The 21,187-nt window shown below is 40.0% G+C and carries 12 protein-coding genes; 1 reads left to right on the forward strand and 11 read right to left on the reverse strand.

All coding sequences use genetic code 11. The features are described 5' to 3' along the window. Positions 1–184: 184 nt before the first annotated feature. From rfbC to AAHF22_RS19610, 8 genes are all read right to left on the reverse strand, one after another. Positions 185–730 (reverse strand): dTDP-4-dehydrorhamnose 3,5-epimerase, encoded by a 546-nt coding sequence (gene rfbC / locus AAHF22_RS19575; protein WP_347326702.1) that lies wholly within the window; start codon positions 728–730, stop codon positions 185–187. A 9-nt stretch (positions 731–739) separates the two neighbouring features. Further along, positions 740–1,483: a sugar phosphate nucleotidyltransferase gene (locus AAHF22_RS19580; protein ID WP_347326703.1), complete on the reverse strand. Its 744-nt coding sequence runs from the start codon at positions 1,481–1,483 to the stop codon at positions 740–742. A gap of 890 nt (positions 1,484–2,373) precedes the next feature. Then, positions 2,374–3,321: a glycosyltransferase family 2 protein gene (locus AAHF22_RS19585; RefSeq protein ID WP_347326704.1), complete on the reverse strand. Its 948-nt coding sequence runs from the start codon at positions 3,319–3,321 to the stop codon at positions 2,374–2,376. 182 nt (positions 3,322–3,503) lie between these two features. Beyond that, positions 3,504–4,823 carry a phospholipid carrier-dependent glycosyltransferase gene (locus AAHF22_RS19590; RefSeq protein WP_347326705.1) on the reverse strand — a complete coding sequence of 440 codons (1,320 nt, stop codon included), beginning with the start codon at positions 4,821–4,823 and terminating at the stop codon, positions 3,504–3,506. A gap of 170 nt (positions 4,824–4,993) precedes the next feature. Beyond that, on the reverse strand, positions 4,994–7,282 hold the full coding sequence (locus AAHF22_RS19595) for a glycosyltransferase family 2 protein (RefSeq protein WP_347326706.1): 2,289 nt from the start codon (positions 7,280–7,282) through the stop codon (positions 4,994–4,996). Between the two features lie 27 nt (positions 7,283–7,309). Next, positions 7,310–8,791, reverse strand: coding sequence for a class I SAM-dependent methyltransferase (locus tag AAHF22_RS19600; RefSeq protein WP_347326707.1), 1,482 nt, complete (start codon positions 8,789–8,791; stop codon positions 7,310–7,312). Continuing rightward, positions 8,788–10,017, reverse strand: coding sequence for an ABC transporter ATP-binding protein (locus AAHF22_RS19605; protein WP_347326708.1), 1,230 nt, complete (start codon positions 10,015–10,017; stop codon positions 8,788–8,790). The genes AAHF22_RS19600 and AAHF22_RS19605 overlap by 4 nt, the downstream gene beginning before the upstream one ends. Positions 10,018–10,028: 11 nt before the next feature. After that, complete coding sequence (locus tag AAHF22_RS19610) at positions 10,029–11,399, reverse strand: ABC transporter permease (RefSeq protein ID WP_347326709.1); 1,371 nt, start codon at positions 11,397–11,399, stop codon at positions 10,029–10,031. Between the two features lie 166 nt (positions 11,400–11,565). On the opposite strand from AAHF22_RS19610, the gene AAHF22_RS19615 reads away from it, so the two are divergent. Further along, the gene (locus AAHF22_RS19615; RefSeq protein WP_347326710.1) at positions 11,566–14,040 is read left to right on the forward strand and encodes an O-antigen ligase family protein; all 2,475 of its coding nucleotides are present in this window, start codon (positions 11,566–11,568) and stop codon (positions 14,038–14,040) included. Between the two features lie 463 nt (positions 14,041–14,503). Here AAHF22_RS19615 and galU read toward each other — a convergent pair whose 3' ends face one another. From galU to AAHF22_RS19630, 3 genes are all read right to left on the reverse strand, one after another. After that, positions 14,504–15,388, reverse strand: coding sequence for a UTP--glucose-1-phosphate uridylyltransferase GalU (galU, locus tag AAHF22_RS19620; RefSeq protein WP_347326711.1), 885 nt, complete (start codon positions 15,386–15,388; stop codon positions 14,504–14,506). Positions 15,389–16,244: 856 nt separating this feature from the next. Then, positions 16,245–18,758 (reverse strand): U32 family peptidase, encoded by a 2,514-nt coding sequence (locus AAHF22_RS19625; protein WP_347326712.1) that lies wholly within the window; start codon positions 18,756–18,758, stop codon positions 16,245–16,247. 471 nt (positions 18,759–19,229) lie between these two features. Further along, positions 19,230–21,152 carry a stalk domain-containing protein gene (locus AAHF22_RS19630; protein ID WP_347326713.1) on the reverse strand — a complete coding sequence of 641 codons (1,923 nt, stop codon included), beginning with the start codon at positions 21,150–21,152 and terminating at the stop codon, positions 19,230–19,232. Between the last annotated feature and the right edge of the window lie 35 nt (positions 21,153–21,187).

Here is a 21,187-nt window from a genome sequence, read left to right on the forward strand (position 1 = left end):
CGGGATGTTCACGCAACATGTACAGCACAAAGTTACTACCGATAAAACCGGCACCGCCGGTAACGAGTAATTTCATATCTATTCCTCCTGTAATCAGTGAATAAGATTCAGCAAAACTGCTGAATCTTATTCATGCATAATAAATAATGATATTTATACGTATAAATTACTAATCGATGTTCAGTTAAAAATTAAGATCCGCATCTTTCAACAATGGTTGACGTGTATCTTTGTCCGATAAAATCGGTTGATTCACCGGCCAATCGATACCAAGTGCAGGATCATTCCACAAAATGCCACGATCATGCTCAGGCGAATAATACTCATCCACTTTGTACAACACCTGAGTAGCGGGTACTAGTGTACAAAATCCATGCGCAAAGCCTTGCGGTACGAGCAATTGACGCTTATTATATTCGCTCAAAATAAAGCCTTGCCATTGCCCAAATGTTGGTGAGTCTTTACGAATATCCACAATCACATCGTAAATAGCACCCGAAATAACACGTATCAATTTGGTCTGCGCTTTAGGATTCAACTGATAATGCATTCCTCGCAAAACACCCGGTTCCGCCGATAGAGACTGGTTGTCCTGAATAAATTCATGTGTAATGCCTAGATCATGCATCAACTTTTCATTATAACTTTCCATGAAAAAGCCTCTGTGATCCCCATGCACTACAGGATCAAGCAGTAGAGCGCCTTGCAGTTTGAGTGAAGTAGCTTTCATCATATCCTCCTATAGCTTCAGCTTACCAAATTCTTCGCCGAATACGATATCTTTTGCAAGTTCATTTGCTTTGGCGAGCGATGCATGTGTCCCTGCGTCTGTCCACCAGCCTTGCAAAATATCAAATGACAGTTCGCCACGTTGAATATACGCATTATTCACATCTGTAATTTCCAGTTCGCCACGAGCAGAAGGTTTCAATGTTTTGACGATATCAAATACATGGTTATCGAACATATAAATTCCTGTCACTGCATACTCACTCTTTGGCTCTTTCGGTTTTTCTTCAATGGATACGATGCGTTCTCCATCCAATTCTGCCACACCATAACGTTGTGGATCATGAACTTGTTGCAGAAGCAACTTGGCGCCTTTTTGCTGGGTACGGAAGTTATCTACGAAAGGTGTAATATCATCAGCAAATACATTATCACCTAAAATAACGATCATTTGATCATCGCCTACAAAATGCTCTGCCAGATCCAAAGCTTGTGCAATACCGCCAGCTTCATCCTGCACCTTGTATGTAAAGGTTACGCCCATGTCTGTTCCGCTTCCAAGCAGGTTTACAACATCGCCCATATGGTCTTTACCTGTAACGATCAGAATATCGTTAACGCCTGCTTGTTTCAATTTGTGTACTGAATAAAAAATCATTGGATATTTGCCAACTGGCAGCAAATGCTTGTTCGTTACTTTAGTTAGCGGATACAGACGTGTACCTGTTCCACCTGCAAGAATAATACCTTTCATGGCTAAATTCTCCATTCTATAGTTATTTCAAAAAATTGAATACTAATTTAACAACTTCATCAAAACGATCAAAGACTTTTCTTCCTACATCTCGAAAACGGCTACCGATCTGGTGACCATCGGCTCCTACAACTATCGGGTATATCACCATAAAAGCAAATTCAATGTCGTGGAGAACGCCGCTTTGCTCCTATGTTGGAAAGATGGAGAAGGCATAGATCTCCAGCACATGAGGGCTTTTCTAATGTACGGATGTTTCCCCAAGTAATGAAGAAATATTGGGCGATTAAAACCTATTTTCATAGACGAAAGTTCGGTTGTCCAAGGATCGGTACCATAATCGCTCGGTTTAGGACACTGACCGTTACTTGCCCCTGCTTCTATTTGCTGCGCTGTGCCTATGTAGCTATGGAAGATTGAACGATAGGATACATGGCTGCGGCAGCAGAAAAAGCATGACATAATTAAATATATTTATAACCAAGCTCAGCTCGAGGTCGACACTAGAGCAAATTAAAATGCGACTCAGAGTCGCATAGGGAACCTGTCAGTTTTTTTTACTTATAAATATTTGAAGCGGTTATTGGCAAGTAAAGTTAATTATATTCTTAAATGTTGACCAATCTCATTAAAGCATATACTTCTGATTACACTATACTTCTTTAGGCTTTCCTACCAAAAAAGCTTGACATATGATACAAAAAAGATTGATAAGGCATAACGAAAATAATTAGCACTAACCGTTTGCATACTGAAAATCTTCCTTACCCTTTTAATATATTGTAAGTTCTTTAATTAATATAGTATACGTATATACAATTATAGATATTGCTTTAACATTTATTTAACAATCAAAACTTTATTTATTTAAATATCATAGTTAGAACATACTATTTTAGAGTTTTAGTAGTCTCTTTAATTATATAAATAGGTCTTTTTTTAGCCTCATCAAAAATACGACTTATATATAGACCTAAAACTCCTAAAATTGAAATAATGAATCCTCCAAGTAACCATACAGATGCTATCAAACTAGACCATCCTTGAATACTAGTATCTCCTAAGAAAGCTTTAATAACGATATAACTCGTATAGATAAATGCGCATAAAGAAATTCCAAAGCCTACTTTCACTGTCAAACGAAGCGGTTTATCAGAGAACGAAATGATTGTATTCATCGATAAATGAATTAACTTTCTAAATGAATATCCTGACTTTCCTGATTCTCTAACCCCATGATCAATATCAATCATAGTACTGCGAAAACCTACCCATTTAATCATAACAGGAAAAAACCGTAAACTTTCTCGCATTGAAACAACAACCTCAATCACTTTACGATGGTAAACGCCAAAGTTAGCAATTGATGAGTCCTGTTTAGTTTCAGTTAAATAACTAAATAGCTGGTAAAACAACTTAGAGGATAATTTTTTCAAAAAACTATCTTGCCTATTCACCCTTCTTCCTTGAACAATATCGTATCCTTCTAATGCTTTACTTAACATAGGTTTTATTTGCTCTGGTTTATCTTGCAAATCTCCATCCATTACAACAACCCAGTCGTATCGACTCTGATCTAACCCGGCTGTAATCGCATAATGCTGTCCAAAATTCCGAGCGAAATTAATACCAATTACTCGTTGGTCATGGCTCGCTATAGTTTTAATTATGTCCCATGAATGGTCTGGACTGCAATCATTTACAAGAATAATCTCAAATTTTTCTGTTATACAATTTAATGTTGAAATCAATCTTTCATATAATTCCAATATAAATACTTCATTTCGATATATTGGGATTATAACCGAAACAGTTGGGTGATTTGGCTTAATATCCATTATTCCTCCATGTTATTTATACTTGTCTATAAATAAATTTAAAATAGTTCAATTAATGTCATATCGTGCAATAACTCTTCCCAGTATTCTTATAAATACTCTAACTCACTTTAATTAATACTCGTTGCCAAATAATGCTATCATTAAATTATAAAGTCCGATTTAGAAATGATAACATCATTTTAGACTATATACGTTATATATATATTATAATTTACATACAAAAATAACAAACATAGTACTGCAACAACGATTTTCTCTTTTTGATAAACAATATAATTTTTAACAATATATTGAAAACCATACGTTACAACTATTATTAAAGGAACAACTATTGCCATAATATATCTACCTTGTGGTTGATAATCATGAGTCAAAGAATAATAAATGTGAAGAGAAATAGTAATTAAACAACTTAGGAATATTGAGCAAATTAACAATATTTTCCCCAAGTCCAAAACACGTTTCTGTTTCTCATAAATAAATCTCAAAACAAATCCTAGAGTTCCTATAATACCTGTATATAAATAAAAACGATAATATAAATCATCCATTATTACAGACATATAACCAAATTGACCTACAAAAGAATGGAAAACACTTCTTAAATAATTTAGATCAGTTAATAAATCAATCAAATTCCCAGGGTATGCTCTAAGTAAAACTTGTCCCCCTGCTGCAATCCATTTTAGATATTCGTTAGTAAAAGTCTTCATACCTAAAAAATCATTATAGAGTAAATAATTTCGAATATAAAATGGAATGACTACTAAACAAGTTAATATTATAGCAGTTATAATATTAATTCTTACTTGTTTAGCAGTGATTTTTCCACTTCGATAGTCCATAATATGACTTATAACAAAAAATATTCCTCCCATTAAAATAAATCCATAAGAATTCAAGTATCCTAAACCACAAATAATAAATCCTATTGATAATAAAATACTTGTTTTAATGGTCCAACTCTTTAAGTTTGCTTTTAACAGGCTATAAATAATAATACTAACACCAGCAACTGCCGTTATATCATTATTTACATAACTTGACAAAAAAGTAAATTGAGGGAGAAATGCTAAAAAAAACATACCCATAACAGCCATCTTTTTACTTTTTGTAACAATTTCTATACTCTTCCCAGTAAACCATACTGCTATTATACCAAATGTTACGCTAGCTAAACGTGCTGCGAACAATAACGCATGATCAGAATTTTTAAATAAACTCATAATTGCCATATAAAATGAACTTAGAATAGATCCTAGAAATTGCGCAAAAAATCCATAAGACCAATTCCCCAAATCATAAATCACTTCCTTATCGTATCCTGTCGGTAACTTTCCATGCTTAAAGATAAACTGAGGAATCTGATACCTCATTAATTCGTCGGGAGCATTGTTAAACGGAATATGATACGCCCAAACTAAAAACATCAATCCAGATACTCCTAAAGTAAGTAGCTGCCAAAAGTGCTCCTTTACTTTTATTGACATAAGACTCATTTATACAATCTCCTCATTTGATAATATGGTCACTTAATCTATAGATTTAAATTTATAAATATGATTATTGGAATCATTAAATATACTTCAACTCCAATTAATTGCACCATTCTATTTTGGAAGAAAATGGAGCAGTAAATTTAATTATTTTGTATAGAGTAATCACATTCTTATCGCTCAATAGGATTTCCTAGCGAGAAGTTTTCATGTTCTTTAGTTAAGTTAGAATTATAAAAAGGGTCTTCAATCAATTCATCTAACCAGCGCTCCTTCATAAGTTCTATTTCACTATTAAAACGATTTTGCTTTTCAGGAGTATCTTCATATCCTCGACTTTTGGATTCATAATGAAATAACTGAACTTGAGGCAACCAAACATTCCAATATCCCTTTTCTCTAACTTTCAAGCAAAAATCCACATCATTAAAAGCAACCTGCAAATCTTCATCAAACCCACCGACTTCTTCACAAATATCTTTACGAACCATCAGACAAGCAGCAGTAACTGCAGAATAGTTAGACACCATCTTTAAGCGACTAAAATATCCATAATCTGATGCTTTAAAATGCTTATGACTATGCCCAGCCACACCGCCAATGCCTAGTATAACACCAGCATGTTGAATAGTATTGTCTGGATACAAAAGATTTGCTCCAACTGCTCCAATTTCTGGACGTATCACCTGTCCAACCATTTCAGTCATCCAATCTGGAGTAATAATCTCTATATCATTATTCAAAAATAATATCAATTCTCCACTAGCTTTAGTACAACCAAAATTGTTTAATTTAGAATAATTAAATGGAATATTATATTCATAAACTTTAAAACGATTAGGTTCTTTATCTAGCCAGTACTCATAAAGTTTATGAGTAGTAACATCTGTACTACCGTTATCTATAATAATAACTTCATAATTTGAATAAGAAGTCTTCTCAAAAATCGAGTTCAAACAAGTATCTACTACGTCTGTCATATTTTTGCTTGGAATGATAACTGAAACTTTAGGATTACCCATGGGCTTATAATGAACTCGATATAAATTGGCTGTATCCTCTACCCCTTCTACATATGCCTGCATACCTCGCCGTTGAATAGCATCTTTAACTGCTTTCAAACCTGCAGTATGAGTATAATTTTTCGAGGTGTTAGTTGATGCAGTTGATTCAGGAATCGCTCGCCAGTGATACAAAATTTTTGGGATATGATAAATGTTTTGCGTTTGCTCCGATATACGCAACATCAAATCATAGTCTTGACTCCCCTCAAAACCCACTCTAAACCCGCCTACAGCTTCTACCATAGATTTACGGTATAGTGTTAGATGAGATGTATACATTTGCGATAACAATGTATCGGGAGACCAATCCGGTTTGAAAAATGGCGAATGGCGCTCTCCTTCAACTGAAATTTTATCCTCATCACTATAGATGACATCAGCTACAGGAATACGATTAAGTAACAGTACATTTTCGTAAAGAGCATTCAGAGCCAATTCGTCATCATGATCAAGTAATGCAATAAACTCTCCTGTACTAATTTCTATGCCTGAATTAGAAGCTCGCGAAATATGACCATTCTCCGCACGAAATACAGGTTTGATTCGTGAGTCTCTTTCTGCATATTCTTGAAGGATTGGTTTAATATGCGGTTTGGGAGAACAATCATCCACGAGGCATAATTCCCAATTAGGATAAATTTGAGCAATTACGGAATCAATACATTTGCGCAACCAGATTTCCTCTACATTGTATACAGGCACAATAATAGAGATGAGTGGATGGTAACTAAGTTGTTCCAGTTTACTTTTCATTTCTTCTACTGGCAATAATGAAGGTGATGTCCACAACTGATAGCGATTATGATCGATGAGGTTAGCCTCAGGTGACTGTTGTGCAACAGATTTCGTTTTGATTTTATTCCAAACTTCCTTTAAACCATATTCACGATATACGTTCATCGTTCTTTTAAACATATGGTTTATCGCACGGAATGAATTTCCATGTTGTTTAGAAGTGTTTTGGAAAGATTTGAGTGCAATATGGAGCTTGTTCACTTTTTTGAATTCCAAATCGCTAATTTCAAACTCCAGCTTACTTTCACCTGGATCTAAACGTAATGATCTAGCTTCAGGAGGAATAAACAATGTGACATATTGTTTTCTGTGACCAAGTGAAGTCGTCGACATTAAAAGACTATTTTCTTCTCGAAAGCCATGTCCATCATCCCAGTATAATTTCAGTGGAATCATATCTGTAGCATTCGATTCCCATTGAATATTATTCCACCCGCCATAAAACGTTCCTTTTAATAAAAAATGTGGATCGTCCCCAAGCACTTCCCATTTTGTAGCACCCAACCTTTTTAAATCGGTTAACGGAACTAATTCTACTTTGGTTTTAATTCGAAGCATTCCTGCTAGAAATTGAGCTAGACTTTGTTTATTTGATTCCCCCATATTCGTTACTACTCCCTATCCATTTATTCATCTTTTTCCGAAAAACTTTGAAACCAACAATAGATACTTCCATTTTCTCGAATTGTAGACTGCGTTTAATTCCTGTACTAAAGCCAACTTTTCGTTATTACAATCTTTGATTTTCTCAGATGACTCCTTCTTATGGTCATGTAATGTTTGCTCAGAGTCGTCCAGTTTCTGCTGTAATTCCATCATACGTTCAGCATGCTCTTGTTGTAGCTTTTCCAAATCTTCTCTAAGTGCTGCACTATTGTCATATTGAATTTGATTTACTTTAGCAGCTAGATCACGAGTTCCGGAACAAACTGTCAAAGATAATTGTCTAACTTTAGCTGGTTCGTGAAGATTGAATATGATGTATGGATCATCTTTGTCAAAAACATAGATATCGTCTACTTCAATATCAAAGTTTCCTTGTAGCGTGTAGGGCAGATACTCATGCTCACTATTCACCAGTCGAATATCCTGTATTTTATAAATACCGGAATAATTAGATGGGTCTACACGAATAGAAACAATAGATTCATACTCTTGAAGATCAAAGTGATATTCCTTTGATTCCTCTTGGCCGATCAACTCATATACAATTGTATCATTCTCGTTATAATCTTCACCAGTGTTGATATATACTTTTAACTCATCTTCGACAAGATTTGCATGTATAGCTGATCCAACACGCAATAACGATACTAAATGATAAAAATCCTGTTCACGTTTATTTAATCCTTCCAACAATTCGACTGGCATTTTTTTCTCAAAGAAAATAGAATCAATGATATCCAGATTATTTTTCTTGGAAGCTATAACAATCTTACGATACGAATGTTTACAATAATCCCATTCAAAAATATGATTATTGTAATAATGGTCTAACTCATCTCTGTACAAACCAAGTTGCTGATGACAGGCTGCGAAAAAATGAATTTTGATCATTTTCTCCCAAATGTCTAAATTACCATGACCTACAATTTTATAAAACGTATCGGTCTGGCTGGATAAATAGTTTTCTAACTCATCAAGTTTAGGTAATCCATTATCTCGATGTTCCTTCAGCCAAATAAAATCTTCTCCAAAAATTCCTTTGTATACCGCATTGGCCATCGTCTCAGAATTTACTACTTGCTTGGAATCAAATGGAGCGGTAATCAGGAAAAATTCTTTACTTACGCGTTGTAGCTCGTCAATAAATTGCTTTCTTCTGTCAGGCGGTATATGTTCAAACACATCTAATGCGATCACGACATCATATTCATCGTCTTTGAACTCCATCGCTGTCGCATCACCTAGTATATACTGCGGATCATCCATCAGGTGATCCGGAAGTTGAATATCCAGGTACATAATCTGATCCTGTGGAAGAAAGGTTTCCAAGTTTTTATGCTCATTTGCGCCTACTTCAAGTATGCGAAACGTTTGTCCATCCGTTCTAATGCAATTTATAGCTAATGCTGCGTTGTTGTACCGTTGATACTGGTCAAAAAGCGTCATTGCATCACTTCCCATCTATGATTCATATATACGAGTCCTTCTGAAAAATATTTATTCGTTATGGAAATAGATTGGACATTCTCTCGATAGTGTAAACATACCAAGCCCTCATTGTTAAAAACCCCTACATCAATGCAATAGACCCCTCCTAGAAGAGGGATTTGAGGAATAATATAACGTACGATATGATTACCTTTCGTTTGTGGTATCTCGCATTTTTCGAGGAACGTATTCGGTCCAAAAATGTATTCTCGATCAGGTGTATATAAGGCTACACCTACTAATAAATCGTTAAGATGATCCTCGTAAACTTCGTATTCAATTTCCACTATCACTTCATCAAACGTTTTAATCGCTTGTTTGTTAACTGTGACATTGGTAATGTAAGCGATATATTCCGATGACTTTGGCGCAGTAACAGTCGTCTCTACATTAGCTTCAAGCTCAGCCGTTGACTCTGGCACAACCTCAATGGGAGTTATAATAGCTTCAGAACCGTTTTTCATATAGCTCTCATACAAATCCACGATTTCGCTCGATTCACCAGCCGCTTCTACATGTCCTTCTTTGATCCAAACGGCTTTGTTGCAAAAACGCTTTACTTGTTCAACCGCATGCGATACGAACAATATGGTCACGCCTTGTTGCTTTAGTTCTTTCATCTTATCGATACATTTTGTTTGAAAGCGGCTATCCCCTACTGCCAGCGCTTCATCCACAATCAAAATATCGGGATTCACATTAATCGAAACGGCAAATGCTAGACGGGCAAACATTCCGCTTGAATATAGCTTTACAGGTTGCTCAATAAACGTTCCAATATCGGCAAACTCGATAATACTATCAATTTTGTGATCCATTTCCTCTCGCGTAATACCGAGCATTAATCCATTCAAATAAATATTTTCACGCCCTGTATATTCAGGGTTAAAGCCTGCTCCAAGCTCCAAAATGGCAGAGATACGGCCACGCGCAATAATCTCTCCATGTGTAGGCGTTAAGATACCCGTAATCAGTTTCAACAATGTAGATTTCCCTGAGCCATTTCGTCCCAGAAGACCTACAGCTTCACCTGGATAAATATTCATGCTCAACCCATCCAGAGCATTAAAGGTTTGGTGATATTTTTTATTGGAGAAGCTTAACGATTCTTTCAAGCGATCTATAGGTTTATCATATAATTTATACGTTTTGGTAACGTTTCTAACCTCGATTATAGGCTCCAATATGTTCACTCCTACAGCACATCCGAAAAATGCGGCTTTAATTTTTTGAAAATTTTAATGCCAACGATAAGAACGATCATACAGAAAATCCAAAAATACAATGTTTGATAAGGTCTTTGCCAGAAAAAAGTACCATCAATAAATGTATCACGATACCCTTGCACGATATAAAACATTGGATTCAATTTGAAAATAAAAGCCCAGAATGAATTGAGCATCGTAACCGTCCAACCGATCGGTGTGAACCAAAATCCGACTTGCAATATAATTCCGATAATTTGATTCAAATCTTTGAAAAATAAAATAATCGCTGATGTTAAAGTCGCCAGTGCAAAGACTAACGTTAACGAGCAGATGAGATAGTAAAGTAACTGTACGTCAATAAGCTTCGGATAATGACCATACGCTGCATAAACGACAAAAATAAAGGCTACAAAAAATAAATGTACAAACAAAGCAGAGACAATTTTCACGATCGGCAACAGCTCAATTTTGAATACAACTTTCTTAACTAAATAACTGTATTCAACGAATACATTGGTTCCTCCAAGTAATGCTTCTGAAAAAAAGAACCATGGAATAATGCCGGCAATAAACCAGAGAATAAAGGGAACGCTAGATACGTCACCACTTCTCAAACCGATTTGGAATACAAACCAGTACGTTACAATCGTAATTAACGGTTGGATAAAGCCCCATACTACCCCTAAATAGGACGCTGCATACTTCGTTTTAAAATCGTTTTTCGCCAGACTAAAAATCAATCCACGTCCTTGAATTCCGTATTTCACATAACGAGCAGCTTCTTTCGCATTTCGTAGCGACCATGCGCATAAAAAGGCTACAACTAAACTGCATACGAGGAACAGGACATCATACATCACACTTCCTTTTAATATTAAAGGTTTGAATGCCTCTATATTAAAACTGAAATATGGATCATTTCCTGACGAACGGAGATCCATAACACCTGTTTGCCTGTTGCTAATCTCGATCTGCTGACTTTTCAGCTGCAAATTAGCCATATCCAGACGGAGCGCTTGATTCGCTTTGAGCGTTATATCCTTCATGTTCACTTGCGCCGGTTGATTCCCTGTATCTAATCTCAGTACAACCGCAGATTGGGGAATAGCAAACTGTAGTTGCTGCCAATCACCAGACTTATCGTATGTAGCCGAGACGGAGTGTTCTTCGCTCCATGGTGCATCTTGCTGATCTGCATAAAACAGCTGCACTTGAGCATTTATATTCGATTTATATTGTAAAGTTAATTTGAGAGCTACCGTTGCCTGCTGATAACCCTTCATTATATAGAAAAAACATACTGTCAAAATGAAAGCAATTAAAATAAGTAAGATTCTTTTTATAACCGGATTTTTCATTGATAAGCTCCTTGTATCGTGCAAAAGTTAAATAAAACCTCTTCTCGTTCTCTTCATAACACGAATGAAATAATAATATTGAACATATTGTGATGCTCTAGTGGTGAATATAAATAGTATTATGCTAAAATGTCCTAGTACCTCTTATGAAAAGGAGTTTAAAACATTGGCTAATCCAGTATACGGCAAACAGTTTAAAGCGTCCACCGAGGACGGAAAACGAAATGGCATGTTCTGGGTCGTTAACATCTGTCTTATTTTATTTCTGTTGTGGACCCCATTTCAAATTGCATTATTTAATGGTTTGAGCTTTACGTTTGAAAAACCGATTTTTTGGGCAGTATTGCTGTCCGGCGTAATTGTGATTTTAGGATTGATTTACTTTTACAAGCAGGTGAAATTGGATGACCAGCGGGATATGATCTCATTATTGATCATTTTGCTGCCCATCTCGTACATGATTTCCATGTTTGGTGCCGCCTCTTGGCATTATGCCGTAAATATGGTGCTAATTCAATGGATGTATGCATTTATTTTCATTATCGGTGCCTATATGTTGCGTGATCGTCTATCGAATCGAATCATTCAAATGACAATTATGGGTTCGGCCTACATTATTATTATGTTTGGCTTTATTAACTGGTTTGGGCAGGCTCCACTCGGTGGTAAGCTTGTAGGTTGGTTCTCGACAGCCGTACAAAACGGTGTGTATACCGATGCCATTATGAGTGACTCTAACGGCTGGCGTTTAACTTCTGTATTCCAGTATGCCAATACATACGCAGCTTTCCTGATGGCGATGTTGTTTGCAGGATTGTTCAATGTAAGCCGCTTGAAAAAGTGGTATGATCATCTGCTGCATGGCTTTATGCTGGTACCGATCATTCTGTCGTTGATCCTCACCCTGTCTCGCGGTGGTCTGGTCGTACTCCCATTCGTACTGCTGATTCTGCTGCTGATGCTACGTCCGGCACAGCAAATTTTATGGATTATGTATATGGTTATTGCAGGCGTGGCTACGGCTATTATTTTGAATCCGGTCACGAATATCGGTTTGCAAATGATTGCGAAGTATGATGGTGTAACGGCTGCTAAAGGCTGGGGATACGTACTGATCACCTCCCTGATCGTAGGTTTGCTGGCGATGGCAATCGGACGTTTTGTCGCTCCAAAGCTGGAAAGCAAAACCGAAGGCTGGGGCGCACGTCGCTTTGCAAGTGTATGGTTGCCGATTGGTTCGGCTGTACTTGGCGGTGTGATTTTGCTGCTGTTGATTGCGACGAATCTGCGTAATCTGCTGCCTGCGAACATTCGCGTGCGTTTTGAGAACATTAACTTTCAGCAAAGTAGTGTACTGGAGCGTTTCACATTTTACCGTGATGCTCTGAAACTGTTCCGTGATTATCCGTTCTTTGGCGGTGGCGGTGGCGCATGGGGTGCTTCCTTTGAAGCGTACCAGAACAACCCGTATGTCAGCCGTCAGGTCCACAACTTCTTCTTCCAGTATCTAGTTGAGGTTGGTGCGATCGGATTTATTATTTTCATTTTGTTTATCGGCTTTATTTTCTACAAATATATTCGCGGTTACATCAAATCCAAGCGTGAAGTACGTGAAGGACATTTCCTGTACTTCATTATCGCCGTATCGATTCTGATGCACAGCTTGCTCGACTTTAACTTGAGTTATGCGTATATGGGTATTCTCGTCTTCCTCGGTTTGGGTGGTATGACCGCAGCGATGGATGCAAAGCCGCTCAAGCGTCTCAAGCTTAAAGCAGGTGTGATGCGTGGTATTTATGTTACATTGATTGGTCTGGCTGCCATTATCATCTCCTTCACTTCGCTGCGCTTTACACAGGCAGCTAAAGATGTGGTCGATGTTGCAGAACTGGCAGGTAGCCCGAATGCAACCTATGAGCAATATCGTAAGCTGCTGGATGATGCCTTATCGATTCGTAGTACGTATCCAGAGGCTGTCGTTTATATGAGTTCCCTGCTGGCGCAAGGATATCAGCAAACGAAAAATGAACAATTCTATAATGAAGATCTTGCGCTACTGGATAAAGCACATGCACGTGAGCCATATAACAAAGAGATCGTGAAGCAATTAATTAATCTGTATCAAGTTCACGGTGAAAACGATAAAGCATTTGCTCTACTCGTGGATAGCATTCCGAAATACAAATGGGATATTACGTGGTATGAAGGTGTACTCTCACAAGCCTATGTGCTTGGTAATCAGGCATATCAGAGCAAAGACAAGGCTGCTGAACAGAAATATTTCCAAACGGGTCTGACTGTATATCAACAAGTGTTGGATGGTATTCAATATTTGAAAACATTGCCTGAAGGTCAGTTGCAAGGTCGTGAATTTGACGTAACTCCTAAAATTGCACTCAGCGTAGGCGAGATCTACATGATGCAAGGGGAAACAGCTCAGGCGGTTGATGTACTGAAAAAAGGTGTACGTGATGATCTGAGCGATGCAACGAACAAACAGGCAGCGATCTACTATCTGGCTGCGCTCAAAAAAGAGAAACAAAATGATCAGGCTGTATACGATAAAGTGATTGCCGCTGATCCAAAAGCAAAAGAGCAGATTGATGCGATTGCAAATCAGCAATATACAACAACGAAGTAATCGATGTGTGAGCTGGTTACGTGTAATCTGACTACTTGATCGATTCGGATCATTGTAGGCAGGGATAAGTGCCTGATTTTAAATGATGAATAGCTCCAGCCACTATATTTAACGTACTATAATATGTAACAAAAAGCCGCGTATTTCCTAATGAACAAGGAGGTATGCGGCTTTTTATTCTGTGTTATTTTTGACGTTGCTTATCTGTTTTACAGGTGTAGTATGACTACGATACGGTACAGCATCGCGCCAGTCAGGATATTTCTATACAGGTGTACAAAAGTGGGGATATATCCTTACAAAGAAAAAGCATGCCGTTACAGGTGAAATCTCCTGAAGCAGCATGCTTTTAAATTGATAATATTTGAGTAGGTTTCAAATGTCACTGCCCTATGTTTGAAAGAACGATCGCTCTGCTATTGAATTGAAGTTGATAAACTATTGGAATGACAATATCGTATGCTTACTTCTTATCCTCTTCCGCCAACACTTCACGCAGATAAGTCAGCGTCGACTCACGCAGCTCCGGATGCTTCAGCGCATAATGCACGGTCGTCTGAATAAATCCGCTCTTCTCCCCTACATCATGGCGCAAGCCTTCAAATTGATATGCCAGAATATCCTGCGATTCGCCCAGTTTGGAAATCGCATCGGTCAGTTGGATTTCGCCGCCTGCCCCGGCATCCTGACTGCCCAGAATATCAAAAATTTCCGGAGTCAGAATATAGCGACCCATAATCGCTAGATTAGACGGTGCTTCTTCCTGCGGTGGTTTCTCCACCAGACCTGTCGCTTTGTACAGGCGATCTGAATCCGGCATCGCCTCCGCAGCTACGAGTCCATAACGGGATACATGCTCCCACGGTACTTCCTTCACACCTACGATCGATGATTCATGATCTTCAAATACATCCATCATTTGTTTCAGACAAGGCACATCCGATTCGACGATATCATCACCAAGCAGGACGGCGAATGGCTCGTCACCGATGAACTTCCGGGCACACCAGATCGCGTGTCCCAGTCCTTTCGGTTCTTTTTGACGAATATAGTGAATGTCTGCCATTTCGGATGGCTGACGTACCGCATCCAGTAGCTTCCATTTTTCTTTTTCTTCCAAATTCTGCTCCAGCTCGAACGAGTAGTCGAAGTGATCCTCAATCGCACGTTTGCCTTTACCTGTAACGATAATGATATCTTCGATACCGGCTGACACGGCTTCTTCGATAATATATTGAATCGTAGGCTTATCTACAATCGGTAGCATTTCTTTTGGCATCGCTTTGGTTGCTGGCAGGAAACGGGTTCCGAGTCCAGCAGCGGGAATAATCGCTTTACGTATTTTCATGGCATTAATTCCTCCATTTTCTGATGTTAAATAGGTGCATCGCTCTGTACATGATCGATTGGTCTCATGGTCATATGTACAACCGGGCATGAGGCAGTGTTGCATGAGCCTGCATACGGCCACGATATATTTTAACCAATATTGAATCGATTTACCCAGCAAAACGATGTCCGATTTGAGGAAAGCGGATACATTCATGATGAAATGAACAGTGATATGAACCAAAATTAATGAAGCCACGTTAAAGTTGCTAGCCCTATTGACTGAGCTTGATTCATACGTATCCAAAATGCAATCTGGTCTGCGCGTAGCAAAGGAAAGAAGCGCACGAACGACTTACTGTGCCCACAGTGTTCTAGTACAACCTTCTGATACAACGTTTAGGAGAAGTGATTTGACATCATCAACCTATGTTAGCGTTTGAATCGTAGGCATTGATCTACGCTCACGAGCATGATCTAGGATACATGATAAGTTTGTACTTGCTACAATGGCGTGTGAGACGGGATTGGGTTGTTCTGTTGGGTGAGTTTTGTTGCTGTAGTAGAAGACTTAAAGTTTAAGCAGGTCGATGCCCCTTATTTTAGATATATATATAAATCCCTTCCAGTAGCAAGTGAATGAAGACGATGTAAACTGTCCTCATTTTTCACTGTGTACCAGAAGGGATCCTATAGGTGAATGGCAAGCAAAAGCTTGGAGCCTTGTTGTAGCATTATATCTTGGTGTTGTCATCTACCTACACCGTCGTTACGATGTTACGATCATGTCGTTACCTTGACTTCGTTAACTACACATCCTGTTATTATCTCAGCTATGTTGTTATCTCAGCTAAATAGCACGATTGGTTCTAATCTTATTTCACCAGTTGACCGCGAGTAACGCCGAGCTGGTTCGTTGCTTTCAGCGTTTTCCATACTTGCGTGCCGCTAATCTCGCCGTGCAGCGCTTGACTGTATAGCTCGATGACTTCTCGCACCTGCTCCGGCGTTTCTTCCAGAAATTCGATGCGATAGCTTGGAACGCCCAGTTCGAGGAAGTTTTTCAGGTATTCGGCACCGGATTGCTCGATCGCATTGTATACCGTGTTACGGCAACCTTCGTCGACACGTACAGGGTGAGACATTCCGATGCGATCCTGCAAGGACACACGGCTATCTTCACATGGACGACCACAGTTCGTATAGTCTGTACCTTCGCTCAGGAATGTGCAGTATACACAGTGCTCTGTATGGAACATCGGCATATGCTGATGAATGACAACTTCAAGCTTGTCGGTACGGCTATTGCCGAGCAGATCGACCATTTGTTGAATGTTCAGATCATACGATGGTGTAACCCTATCCAGACCAGCTTCTAGGAACAGATCAACCGTTTTATGGTTAGCAACATTCAAGGAAAAGTCTCCGATTAGCTCAGGATGCTGTTCGTTTGGATGACTTTGACGGCGTGCCAGATAGTAGTACAGTGCACCTGTATTACGTACAAGCACGGCATCTGGCTGCAAACGCAAAATGTTAGCATGGTAGCCATTTTCACCTGGCATATGAATACGCGGTGTAGCGAGCGCAATCTTTTTGCCTGCTGCACGCACAGCTTCTACGGCTGCCGGGAATTGCTTAATAAATTCGAAATCAGCATAGATCATATCGACGTTGGCTTCCAGCGCCGCATGCACCTGATCGAGATTACGGCACAGTACCGTCAACAGCGCTTCGCTTCCTTTTACCGATGGAGATGCAGAGGCGCTATCGTTCATCACTGTGATATCGCGTTTAATATAGACCGGCGGCTTTGGACGTTCGCCTTCCAGTTGCTCAACGGCCTGACGACGAATCGCATTCAGCTCACGCATCGGGATAATAATATCACCGTGCAATTGCACTTCAAGCTCATCCAGTTGGAACACCGTGCCGCCCAGACGACCAAATTGCTCTTGCAGCAGTTCTGCATTCATGGGACGCTTCGCTGCAATTTCCAGTTCCATTTCGGAATCGACACGCACGGTTACACCCTTTTGTACATCCGTCCAGTACGTGACTAGCGGCTGTCCAGCATGACCGATCGCTTTAACGTGAATCGGGAATACACGATAAGGCTTGTCTGTTTCATACGTTTGACGCATACGCTTATCCAGTGCAGGGTCATTCGTTTTCCAGATTTTATCGCCAACATGTACACGTTTCAGATTGACATCGTTACGTCCAGCCACAATATCTACGATCCAGGTTTCATCGGCTTCGCCTTCAAGTTTCACACCTTGACGACGCAGATCGTATACACGACCGCCTTCTTCTTTTTGCGTTGGATCGCCTGCATCGAATACGATACCGTCGCCACGCTTGAGCGGAGCTTCCAGTCGGCAAACGACGCCGTCACGTAAAATCTTCTCTACGCGTCCCAGGTAGACCCCACGGCTTTTCGGAAAGGTTCCATCTACGAGTTGCTTGTTGTTTGTGCCTTCCAGGAAGCCATGTGTGAAGCCGCGTGAAAAGCTTTGTTGCAGCTCGCGAATATCTTCATTGCTAATCGGTGTGGCGTCACCGTCAAAATAACGATCAATCGCTTTGCGATATTTGCTCACAACGTTAGCGACATAAGTTGGTGATTTGAGACGACCTTCAATTTTGAAAGAGGTTACGCCTGCTTCGATCAACTGCGGCATAATATCGATCGCTGCCAGATCTTTAGGAGACAGCAGGTACGTCACGTCACCCATAATTTTCTGCTCACCATCTACGATCAGATCGTATGGTAAACGACACGCCTGTGCACATTCACCGCGGTTTGCTGAGCGTCCGCCCCACATTTCCGAAGTCAGACATTGTCCGGAGTACGATACACATAGTGCTCCGTGGACAAATACTTCCATCGGCAAACGCGCTTGCTCACCGATTTTCTGAATCTGCTTCAAGTTGTTCTCCCGACCGAGTACAACACGTTCCATATGAAACGGCTTCGTAAATTCTACCGCTTCTGGCGATGTGATTGTCATTTGTGTCGAACCGTGGATCGGGAAATCCGGTGAAATTTCGCGGATCATTTTCACCAGTCCGAGATCCTGTACGATCACCGCATCCACACCGGCATCGACGCAAGCATCGATCAGTTCACGCGCATCTTCCAGTTCATTTTCAAATACGAGAATGTTAAACGTCAAAAAGCCTTTTACGCCATAGCTATGCAAAAATGCCATAATCTCTGGCAATTCATCCATACGAAAGTTGTTCGCACGTGCACGTGCATTAAATTTTTCCACGCCAAAAAAGACTGCGTCCGCCCCATTCGCTACCGCCGCCCGCATGCAGTCCCAATCGCCAGCTGGCGCCAGAAGCTCCACGTCCTGTCTTTGTAATGCTGTATCTGTCATGTAGGTTAATATCCTCCCAAATTGTCCTTACCGGGACAATGCTCTATTCACGGCTCATCGTCCGTTTTCATAATAAAATGGAATACTTGCGCAAAGGCAACACATACGTCACACACTTTATAATGATTCTAATCCAGTGTACCAGACCTGTATGCTCGTATCTACCGTATCCTTTAAATTTGTATAAAAATTTGCAGACCATTTGCACGTTTTGTGCAGGTTGCGATATGATCGACTATTTCAAACTTGATTTGATAACATGAAAAAAAGCTGACGTTACAGAAAGAATATATTCTGTAATGCCAGCTTTTGTGCTTTAAACATATTTAATTGGGGCTTTGTCGAATGCTGATTGCCGATCATGTAGACGGATCAACATATGGACAACAAGAGTCAATACAAATCAATAACAATGAGATTCAGCATAATCACGATGGCATACGAATCCGCATCATTCAGTAGTCAATCCCATTATTGACCGAGCCATTTAAACGAGGACAATACTTTGGCAATTTCGGCCTGATGGGTACTTGTATTGTTCGCATCGTTCACTTCATTGGTCAAAATAAACGTGCGTTTGCCTTTGGTGAAAATCGTATATGTGCCTGTGTATGGCGTTTCGCTATCAGCATACGTAGCGGTAAATGTATACGCTGGTACACCGGCAAATGTGGTTGCCTGACCTTCCGACAATACAGGCTTCGTGCTGCTGCTTGACGATTGCAGTGTTGCTTTCGCGTCTGCTACCGCTTTTTCCAGTGAACTTGTATTTTTAATATTCACATAGAAGCTACCACCTGTGTAGTAGAATGATACGCTGGACGATGTGTAGTCATTGCCCATATCCGTCCAGTAACGTGGCACTTGCAGGCTGTAATTGTATGTTGTCGATGTGCGAGTGACGGTTTTGGTACGATCGGCAGAATAGTAATCGGTTGGTAACTGACCAAAATTATCCGATAGCGTTTCAAAATCGACTTTCATCGAATTAGCGATTTGTTCAAATTGAGATGGAACAAGTGTGTCATCCGCATGACCGCTATATTCAAAGTAGTACCGATAATTGTCTTTTTGCAGCAATACTTCGTATTCGGTGTACCATTGATCATCATTATAGCGATACTGCATTTCGTTAACGACCGCAGATTGACCGTCGATCTGACGCTCCGTTGTACTCACATAACGATAATGATCCGCTGCAAAGCTGTCGCCAAACCAGGCACGAATATCCTTCGCCCAATCTTGCAATGATTGTCCTGCTGGTACACCATATGCGCCAAATTTCGCATACGATCCATCTTTATTGGATGCTTCATCGGAATCATCGCTAATTGTCCAATCAGCTGGTAAGTTTACCGAAATCCCATAATCAGCATTCTCGAATGTTTGTCCTTCTTCTTCCGATTCGCTGTCTTCAGACAGGTCTTGCGATTTGCTGTCATTGGCATTAAAAGACATCTGGAACGAATTGAGCAGCTCCTGATTGGTATCGAAATCTTTGTACGTCGTTGCTTTTGAATCGACATACATGACATAGTACAAATTGCCGTTACCTGCATACAGACGTGTCTCGGATAGGTAACCTTCACTTGACTTACTGACCACACGAGCATACGTACCGTTGGCACCATTGACCGTCTGTTGATCCACTATCGTCTCATCCAGTGCCTGTGTACGGCTGATCAGTTCATTTAACAAATCGTCGGATGTGGGCTGCGTGTATACCGAACTGGTGACCGTATCCGGCTTTACAACGACTTGAAACAGATACGTGCTGCCGGTATCCATAAAATTCGCTACGTTGGCATCCGAGCTACCGAGATACATAAGATCATCCGGGTATTTAACCGACCATTGATACTTGCTGCTGCCGACGCGCGTTTTGTCTTCATGCGCACTTGCCGTATCACGGCTATCGGTTTGTGTTTCCGCTGAAGATAGCGTTACAACAATTTGCCCGGATACGACTTTCATTTTGCCACCGATGCCTTCTACAAGCGGACGCAGCGGAACCATCAATGTGCCGCCGCGCATTACAGGTGCGGCAGGAAGGGCAATCTTCTTCCCATTCACAGTCGCTGATTTGCTGCCAATCGTCATCGCGATCGTATGCTTGCCCGACACGAGCTGAACGGTATTGTTCTCATGCAGCTCAACCTTCGCTCCAAAAGCACGCGAGAACAGCCCCAGCTGTACCATCGTCGCGCCTGCTGCTTCATAAGGCTTAATGATCGTCTGTTTGTCCCCATTGATCGTAGCAGCTGTACTTCCGCTTTTAATTTTCAGTTCCAGCAACTCAGCTGCCGAAGCAGAACCTGCTCCAGCATACGCTGTGGTGGCCGTAATTACCGCAGTCAGCATCCCTGTTGCAGTAATACGCATCCATTTATTCATTTCATTTCCTCATTTCTATAATCAAAAGTGGATGT

The organism is Paenibacillus wenxiniae (assembly GCF_039822605.1).
Classification (GTDB): Bacteria; Bacillota; Bacilli; order Paenibacillales; family Paenibacillaceae; genus Saccharibacillus; species Saccharibacillus wenxiniae.

What these genes read in the sequence shown, in the direction of transcription:
- galU (WP_347326711.1), bottom strand. Translation starts at nt 15,388, where the DNA reads ATGAAAATACGTAAAGCGATTATTCCCGCTGCTGGACTCGGAACCCGT.
- AAHF22_RS19610 (WP_347326709.1), bottom strand. Translation starts at nt 11,399, where the DNA reads ATGAAAAATCCGGTTATAAAAAGAATCTTACTTATTTTAATTGCTTTC.
- AAHF22_RS19600 (WP_347326707.1), bottom strand. Translation starts at nt 8,791, where the DNA reads ATGACGCTTTTTGACCAGTATCAACGGTACAACAACGCAGCATTAGCT.
- AAHF22_RS19625 (WP_347326712.1), bottom strand. Translation starts at nt 18,758, where the DNA reads ATGACAGATACAGCATTACAAAGACAGGACGTGGAGCTTCTGGCGCCA.
- AAHF22_RS19580 (WP_347326703.1), bottom strand. Translation starts at nt 1,483, where the DNA reads ATGAAAGGTATTATTCTTGCAGGTGGAACAGGTACACGTCTGTATCCG.
- rfbC (WP_347326702.1), bottom strand. Translation starts at nt 730, where the DNA reads ATGAAAGCTACTTCACTCAAACTGCAAGGCGCTCTACTGCTTGATCCT.
- AAHF22_RS19630 (WP_347326713.1), bottom strand. Translation starts at nt 21,152, where the DNA reads ATGAATAAATGGATGCGTATTACTGCAACAGGGATGCTGACTGCGGTA.
- AAHF22_RS19585 (WP_347326704.1), bottom strand. Translation starts at nt 3,321, where the DNA reads ATGGATATTAAGCCAAATCACCCAACTGTTTCGGTTATAATCCCAATA.
- AAHF22_RS19595 (WP_347326706.1), bottom strand. Translation starts at nt 7,282, where the DNA reads ATGGGGGAATCAAATAAACAAAGTCTAGCTCAATTTCTAGCAGGAATG.
- AAHF22_RS19590 (WP_347326705.1), bottom strand. Translation starts at nt 4,823, where the DNA reads ATGAGTCTTATGTCAATAAAAGTAAAGGAGCACTTTTGGCAGCTACTT.